4 protein-coding genes are annotated in these 7,500 nt (G+C 72.7%); 3 read left to right on the plus strand and 1 reads right to left on the minus strand.

Going from position 1 to position 7,500, the window contains the following annotated elements; genetic code table 11:
• Positions 1 to 15: 15 nt before the first annotated feature.
• From cydD to G6045_RS20470, 3 genes are all read left to right on the plus strand, one after another.
• On the plus strand, positions 16 to 3,516 hold the full coding sequence (gene cydD, locus G6045_RS20460; RefSeq protein ID WP_165333470.1) for a thiol reductant ABC exporter subunit CydD: 3,501 nt from the start codon (positions 16 to 18) through the stop codon (positions 3,514 to 3,516).
• Positions 3,517 to 3,587: 71 nt separating this feature from the next.
• Entirely contained in the window at positions 3,588 to 5,342 is a 1,755-nt protein-coding gene (locus G6045_RS20465) for a GAF domain-containing sensor histidine kinase (RefSeq protein WP_165333471.1), read from the plus strand.
• Between the two features lie 216 nt (positions 5,343 to 5,558).
• A complete protein-coding gene (locus G6045_RS20470) occupies positions 5,559 to 6,623 on the plus strand; it encodes a M23 family metallopeptidase (protein WP_165333472.1) in 1,065 nt (354 codons plus the stop codon).
• A gap of 39 nt (positions 6,624 to 6,662) precedes the next feature.
• Here the strand turns inward: G6045_RS20470 and G6045_RS20475 are convergent, their stop codons facing one another.
• Positions 6,663 to 7,481, minus strand: coding sequence for a Cof-type HAD-IIB family hydrolase (locus G6045_RS20475; RefSeq protein ID WP_235968099.1), 819 nt, complete (start codon positions 7,479 to 7,481; stop codon positions 6,663 to 6,665).
• Between the last annotated feature and the right edge of the window lie 19 nt (positions 7,482 to 7,500).

Raw genomic sequence — 7,500 nt, forward strand, 5'->3', positions numbered from 1 at the left:
TGGAGGCTGTTTCACGTGAAACCGGTCGACCCTCGCCTCATCCGCTACGCAGGGGCCACCCGCCGCTTCCTCATCGCGATCGTGGTGCTCGGTCTTGCCGGGGCCGGTCTGGTCATCGCCCAGGCGATGCTGATCGCCGACGTGGTGGTGGGGGGCTTCGAGAAGGGGCTCTCCACAGGGGAATTGGGCACTCCGCTGCTGTGGCTCGCGGCGGTCGCCGTGGGCCGTGGGCTCGTCGGCTGGCTCACGGAGCTGGCCGCGCACCGGGCGAGTGCGGCGGTGAAGTCCGAGCTGAGGGGGAGGCTGCTCGGGCAGGCGACCGCACTGGGCCCTGGCTGGCTGAGCGGTCAGCGGACCGGTTCGCTGGTCGCCCTCGCCACCCGTGGGGTGGACGCGCTCGACGACTACTTCGCCCGCTATCTGCCCCAGTTGGGGCTCGCGATCGTCGTGCCCGTGGCGGTGCTCGCGCGGATCGTGACCGAGGACTGGGTGTCCGCGGCGATCATCGTGGTCACGCTGCCGCTGATCCCGCTGTTCATGGTCCTGATCGGCTGGGCGACACAGGCCCGGATGGACCGCCAGTGGAAGCTGCTCTCGCGGCTTTCCGGGCACTTCCTCGATGTGGTCGCCGGGCTGCCGACGCTCAAGGTGTTCGGGCGGGCCAAGGCGCAGGCCGAGTCGATCCGGAAGATCACCGGCGAGTACCGGCAGGCCACGATGCGGACCCTCCGTATCGCCTTCATCTCGTCCTTCGCCCTGGAACTCCTCGCCACCCTGTCGGTCGCGCTGGTCGCGGTCACCATCGGGATGCGGCTCGTGCACGGGGAGTTGGACCTCTACATCGGCCTCGTCGTCCTGGTGCTCGCACCGGAGGCGTATCTGCCGCTGCGGCAGGTCGGGGCGCAATACCACGCGGCGGCGGAGGGCCTCGCGGCCGCCGAGGAGATCTTCGAAGTACTGGAGACGCCGCTGCCGGCGACCGGCGACGGGCCCGCGCCGCGCGGGGAGTTGAGCGTCGAGGGCGTGACCGTGCGCTATCCCGGGCGGGACACGGCGGCCGTCGAGAACGTGTCGTTCACGGTCGGCGAGGGCGAGACCGTCGCGCTCGTCGGGCCGAGCGGCGCGGGCAAGAGCACCTTGCTGCATGCGGTGCTCGGGTTCGTACGGCCCGACGAGGGGCGTATCCGCGCCGGCGGGACGGATCTCGCGTCCGTGGCGCCCGGTGCGTGGCACGAGCAGGTGGCGTGGGTGCCGCAGCGGCCGCAGGTGTTCGCCGGGACGCTGGAGGAGAACGTACGGCTCGCGCGGCCGGACGCCGACGACGAGCAGGTGCGCACGGCGCTGCGGGACGCGGGCGCGCTGGACTTCGTGGACGCGCTGCCCGAGGGCCTCGGCACGCTGCTCGGTGAGGACGGGGCCGGGCTCTCGGCCGGGCAGAAGCAACGGCTCGCGCTGGCCCGGGCGTTCCTCGCGGACCGCCCGGTGCTGCTGCTCGACGAGCCGACGGCCGCGCTCGACGGGGCCACCGAGGCGCAGATCGTGGACGCGGTACGGCGGCTGGCTCGCGGTCGCACCGTGCTCCTCGTCGTGCACCGGCCGGCGCTGCTCGCGGTGGCGGACCGGGTGGTGCGGATCGAAGGGGGCGCGCCGGCCGGGGAGTTGGCGGCACCTGCCGTGCCGATGGCTGTCAGGGAAGGGGTCGCCGAGGCGGCCGCCGGGGGTGAGGGGCTGGTCGCCGCGACGGTCGCGGATCCTTTGGAGACCGTCCCCGAGCATGGAGTGCTCGCCCGCGTACGGAAGATGGCCGGTGCGCGGCGCGGTCGGCTGCTGCTCGGTCTCTTCCTCGGTTCGCTCGCGCTGGGCAGTGCAGTGGGCCTGATGGCCACGTCCGGCTGGCTGATCTCCAAGGCCTCGCTGCAGCCGCCCGTACTGCATCTGATGGTGGCGGTCACCGCCACCCGCGCCTTCGGCATCGGCCGCGCGGTCTTCCGGTACGCCGAGCGCCTGGTCACCCATGACGCGGTCCTTCGGATGCTGGCCGACACCCGGGTCGCCGTCTACCGGCGGCTCGAACGGCTCGCGCCCGCCGGGCTCAGGAAGACCCGGCGCGGTGATCTGCTCGCCCGGCTCGTCGGCGATGTGGACGCGCTGCAGGACTACTGGCTGCGGTGGCTGCTTCCGGCGGGTGCGGCGCTGGTGGTGGGTCTGGGCGCGGCCGGGTTCACCGCGTGGCTGCTGCCCGAGGCCGGGGCGCTGCTGGCCGGGGGCCTGCTGCTCGCCGGCGTCGGGGTGCCGTGGCTGAGCGGGCTTGTGGCCCGTCGGGCCGAGCGGCGCCTCGCGCCCGCGCGCGGGGAGATGTCGACGCGGGTGGCCGATCTGCTCACCGGGACGGCCGAGTTGACCGTCGCGGGCGCGCTTCCTTCCCGTACGGACAAGGCCCGCGCCGCCGACGCCGAGCTGACCCGGATCGCCTCGCGGGGCGCCTGGGCCACCGCGCTCGGGGCCGGGCTCAGCGCGCTGATCTGCGGGCTCACCGTGGTCGCTGCCGGGGCCGTGGGAGTGGCGGCGGTCGGTGACGGGCGCCTGAGCGGGGTCTCGCTCGCCGTCGTCGTGCTCACTCCACTGGCCGCGTTCGAGGCCGTGACCGGGCTGCCGCTCGCCGTGCAGTACCGGCAGCGGGTGCGGCGCAGTGCGGAGCGGGTCTTCGAGGTGCTCGACGCGCCCGCGCCCGTACGGGAGCCGGCGTCGCCCGGCGCCGTGCCCGCCGGGCCCTTCCCGCTGGAGCTGCGCGGGATCTCGGCCCGGCACGCGGGCCAGGACCGGGATGCGCTCGCCGGGGTCGACCTGACCCTGCGGCAAGGGCGGCGGATCGCGGTCGTCGGACCGTCCGGGTCCGGCAAGACGACGCTGGCCCAGGTGCTGCTGCGGTTCCTCGACGCACGGGAGGGCGCGTACACGCTGGGCGGGGTGGATGCGTACGGCCTGGAGAGCGACGGGGTGCGGCGGCTGGTCGGGCTGTGTGCGCAGGATGCGCACCTCTTCGACAGCTCCGTACGGGAGAACCTGCGGCTTGCCCGGCCGGACGCCTCGGACCGTGAGCTGAGGGACGCGCTGGCGCGGGCGCGGCTCCTGGAGTGGGTGGACTCGCTGCCCGACGGTCTGGACACGCTCGTCGGCGAGCACGGGGCCCGGCTCTCGGGCGGCCAGCGGCAGCGGCTCGCGCTGGCGCGGGCGCTCCTTGCGCGGTTCCCCGTACTCGTCCTGGACGAGCCGGCCGAGCACCTCGATCTGCCGACCGCCGACGCGCTGACCGCCGATCTGCTCGCGGCGACGGAGGGCACGGCGACCGTGCTGATCACGCACAGGCTGGCCGGGCTCGACGCCGTGGACGAGGTCCTGGTGCTCGAGCATGGGCGGGTGGTGCAGCGGGGGGCGTACGCCGAGCTGGTCGAGGTGGAGGGGCCGCTGCGGCGGATGGCGGAGAGGGAGCGGGAGGCCGAGGTGCTGGTCGGCTAGCGCCTCAGGAACGGGCACGTCGGGGACTACCTGGCTTTCCTCTGAAATTCGGACTAACTAGGATCAAGGGCATGCAAGCCCCCGTCGTACCCGAAGAGCTGCCCGAAGATCCCCCTCCCTTCCCGGAGCGGGACGTCACCGGCACCGCCGCCGCGGAGCAGGCCGCGCGCAGTCTGCAGTCGCTCCCCGAGGAGCTCGCGGCCCGGCTGCCGCAGCTGCTCGAGGCCATGGTGTCCGTGGGCAGCGGGCTCGATCTGCACTCCACGCTCGACCGCATCGCGGAGACGGCGGCCAGCCTGACCGGCGCCAAGTACGCGGCGATCGGCGTGATCAACGACAAGGGCGACGGGCTCGCCGACTTCATCACGTACGGCATTCCGCAGGAGCACCGGGAGCTGATCGGCGCCCTGCCGGACGGCAGGAGCGGGCTGCTCGGCGCGCTGATCAAGGATCCGGCGACGGTACGGCTCGACGACCTGACCCAGGACCCGCGCTCCATGGGCTTCCCGCCGCACCACCCCCCGATGCGGACCTTCCTCGGTGTACCGATCCGGGTGGGCGGCGAGGTCTTCGGCAACCTCTATCTGACCGAGAAGCGGGGCGGCGGCAGCTTCAGCATCTACGACCTGCACATGGTCAAAGTGCTCGCGACCGAGGCCGGGATCCAGATCGGCAACGCGCGGCTCTACGAGGCGACCCGGCAGCGCGAGCGGTGGATCGACGGATCGGTGGCGGTCACCACCGCACTCCTGTCCGGCGCCGACGCCGATGAATCGCTGACCGTCGTCGCCGAGCAGGCGCGCAAGCTCGCCAATGCCTCGGCCGCGTTCGTGCTGCTCACCGCCGAGGAAGGCGGCCTGGAGATCGTGGCCGAGTCCACCGAGAGCGGGCCGTCGTCCGCACTCGGTCTGCTCGTGCCGCCCGAATCGCCCGTCGTCGATCTGGTGCTCGCGGGCGAACCGGTCTTCATCGACGACGCCGCCAGCGACGACCGGCTGATCACCGAGCTGGCCCGGGCCTACGGCCCCACCATGTTCCTTCCGCTGGAGAGCGGCGGCCGGGTGCTCGGCGTGCTCGCCGCGCCGCGGGTGGGAGGTGCGCAGCCGTACACCGAGGCCGAGAAGACCCTCGCGGTGCAGTTCGCCGCGCAGGCCGCGCTCGCGCTGATGATGGCGGAGGCACAGCGCGACCGGGAACGGCTCGCCGTCTTCGAGGACCGCGACCGTATCGCCCGTGACCTGCACGATCTGGTGATCCAGCGGCTGTTCGCCACCGGGATGATGCTGGAGAGCGCGCAGCGCAGATCGGTGGTGCCCGAGGTGCGGACCGGCGTCGGCAAGGCGATCGACGAGCTCGACGTCACCATCCAGGAGATCCGTACCGCGATCTTCGCGCTGCAGCAGGGGCCCGCGGAGGCGCCGTCCGGCCTGCGGACCCGGGTGCTCCGGGAGATCAACATGGCTGCGGTGCCGCTGGGGTTCAAGCCCTCGCACCGCTTCCTCGGGCCGATGGACACCGTGGTCGGCGAGCTGACCGGCAAGAACCTGATCGCCGCGCTGCGCGAGGCGCTGTCCAATGCCTTCCGGCATGCGCAGGCCGGGCAGATCGAGGTCGTGGTCGATGCGGGAGCCCAGCTGCCGGACGGCCGGGAAGGCGTACGCCTGACGGTGGCCGACGACGGGGTCGGGATTCCGGAGGGCGGCCGGCGCAGCGGGCTGAAGAACCTCAAGCGGCGGGCCGAGTCCCTCGGTGGCGACAGCTGGTACGGGCCGGGGATCGGGGACGACGGGGCCGGGACCACGGTGGTGTGGCAGGCGCCGCACTGAAGTGCGGACGCACTGAGGCAGGCGCCGCACTGAGGCGGCTTTGGTTTCACGTGAAACATGCGTGGGGGTCATGGGTCGGCGCTCACGCCCGGCCACGGACCGCTCTCCACGCCCGGCCACTGTTCGGCTCAACTGCCTGACCCCATATGGGGCAAGGGTCACCCCTGTGCCCTGTTCGTACGGGCGTGGCGTCAACCGGCGGGTGACGATCCGTGCATGTTCCTGATGTCGCGTCGCCTTCCGCCCGTACTCCTTGTCGCGACGCTGCTGCTCGCGCTCGCCGCGCCCACGGCCTCCTCCGACTCGGCGAAGGACGAGCCGGGCGGGCACGGCCACGGCCCCGGTACGAGCGGCAAGGTGGCCCGGCTGCTCGAGAACGCGGCGAAGGCGACACAGGAGTACGAGAAGGGGCGGCGGGCCGCCGAGACCCAGCGCAGGAAAGCCGAGCGCCTGGAGGGCGTGCTCACCCGGCAGCGTCTGGAACTGAAGCGGCTGAACGCCGAATTGGGGCGGATCGCGCGGGGCCAGTACCGCAGCGGCGGCGGCATCCCGTACACCGCACAGCTGCTGCTCGCCGACGATCCGGACGAGCTGATGCGCGGTCAGCGGCTCGCCCTGCAGGCCAATCTGGCCATGAACCATCTGATCGACAAGACCCAGCGGGCCGCCCGCAGGGTCGACGAGGACCGGCAGCGGGCGGCGGGCGCCTGGCACTCCCTCGATGCACGCCGGGTCCGGCTCGCCGCGTTGAAGAACGGGCTCGAGAAGCAGCTCGAGGACGCCCGGTGGACGCTGCAGGGCGAGGCGGACGCCCAGGTCGCGGCGGGTGCGTGCCGTGGTGCGGTACGGCTCGACCAGCCCTCGCTGCCGCAGGGCCGCAGGTGGGTCGCGCCGGTCGAGACGTATGAACTCTCCGCCGGCTTCGGCGGCAGCGGCGACCGGTGGGCCCACCGGCACACCGGGCAGGACTTCGCCGTCGGCATCGGGGAGCCGGTGCGGGCGATCGGCGCCGGGCGGGTGGTGAAGGTGTCCTGCGGGGGCGGCTTCGGGATGGAGGTCCTGGTCCAGCACCCCGGCGGCTACTACTCGCAGTACGCCCATCTCGCCTCCGCCGCCGTCGACCAGGGCGACAAGGTCCGCACGGGTCAGTGGCTCGGGCAGGCGGGCACGACGGGCAACTCGACCGGACCGCATCTGCACTTCGAGGTGCGGCTCACTCCGTATCTGGGATCGGGGGTCGATCCCAGGAAGTGGCTGGCCGAGCGGGGTGTGAAGCTCTGACCTCAATGAAGGTCAGGCGCGGGCCTCGGCGGTGAGCTGTCAGCCGCGGGCTTCGGCGATGAGCTGCTCGATGATCACGGCCACGCCGTCGTCGTTGTTGGCGACCGTACGGCCCCAGGCGGCGGCGATGACATCCGGGTGGGCGTTGCCCATCGCATAGCCGCGGCCGGCCCAGCTCAGCATCTCGACGTCGTTCGGCATATCGCCGAAGGCCACGACCTCCTCGGCGCTGATGCCGCGCTCCGCGCAGCACAGCGCGAGCGTGCTGGCCTTGGAGACACCCGCGGCGCTGATCTCGAGCAGCGCGGTGGGGCTGGAGCGGGTGACCTCGGCGCGCGGTCCGACGGCGGTACGCGCGAGGGTGAGGAACTCGTCGGGGGTCAGCTCGCCGTGGTGGGCCAGGAGCTTGAGCACCGGCTGGTCGGCCAGGTCGAAGTCCTCGGCGAGCAGCTTCTCGACCGGGGCGATGGTGATGATCGGGTCCATGTGCAGCGGCGGATAGGCGAGTTCATGGCAGATGCCACCGGTGCGCTCGATGGCGAACGACGTGCCGGGGACCGCCGCGCGCAGCACCTGGATGACGTCCAGGGCGCTCTCGCGCTGCATCGATCGCAGCTTCACGAAGCGGTGCTGCCCGGGGCCGCCGTGCAGATCGACCACCGCGGCGCCGTTTCCGCAGATCGCCAGGCCGTGGCCGTGCACATGGTCGCTGACGACATCCATCCAGCGGGCCGGGCGGCCCGTGACGAAGAAGACCTCGATCCCGGCCTCCTCGGCGGCGGCGAGCGCAGCGACCGTACGCGGGGAGACGGACTTGTCGTCCCGCAGCAGCGTGCCGTCCAGGTCCGTGGCGATCAGCCGGGGGCGGGGGTGGGCG

The organism is Streptomyces mesophilus (assembly GCF_011044995.1).
Classification (GTDB): domain Bacteria; phylum Actinomycetota; class Actinomycetes; order Streptomycetales; family Streptomycetaceae; genus Streptomyces; species Streptomyces mesophilus.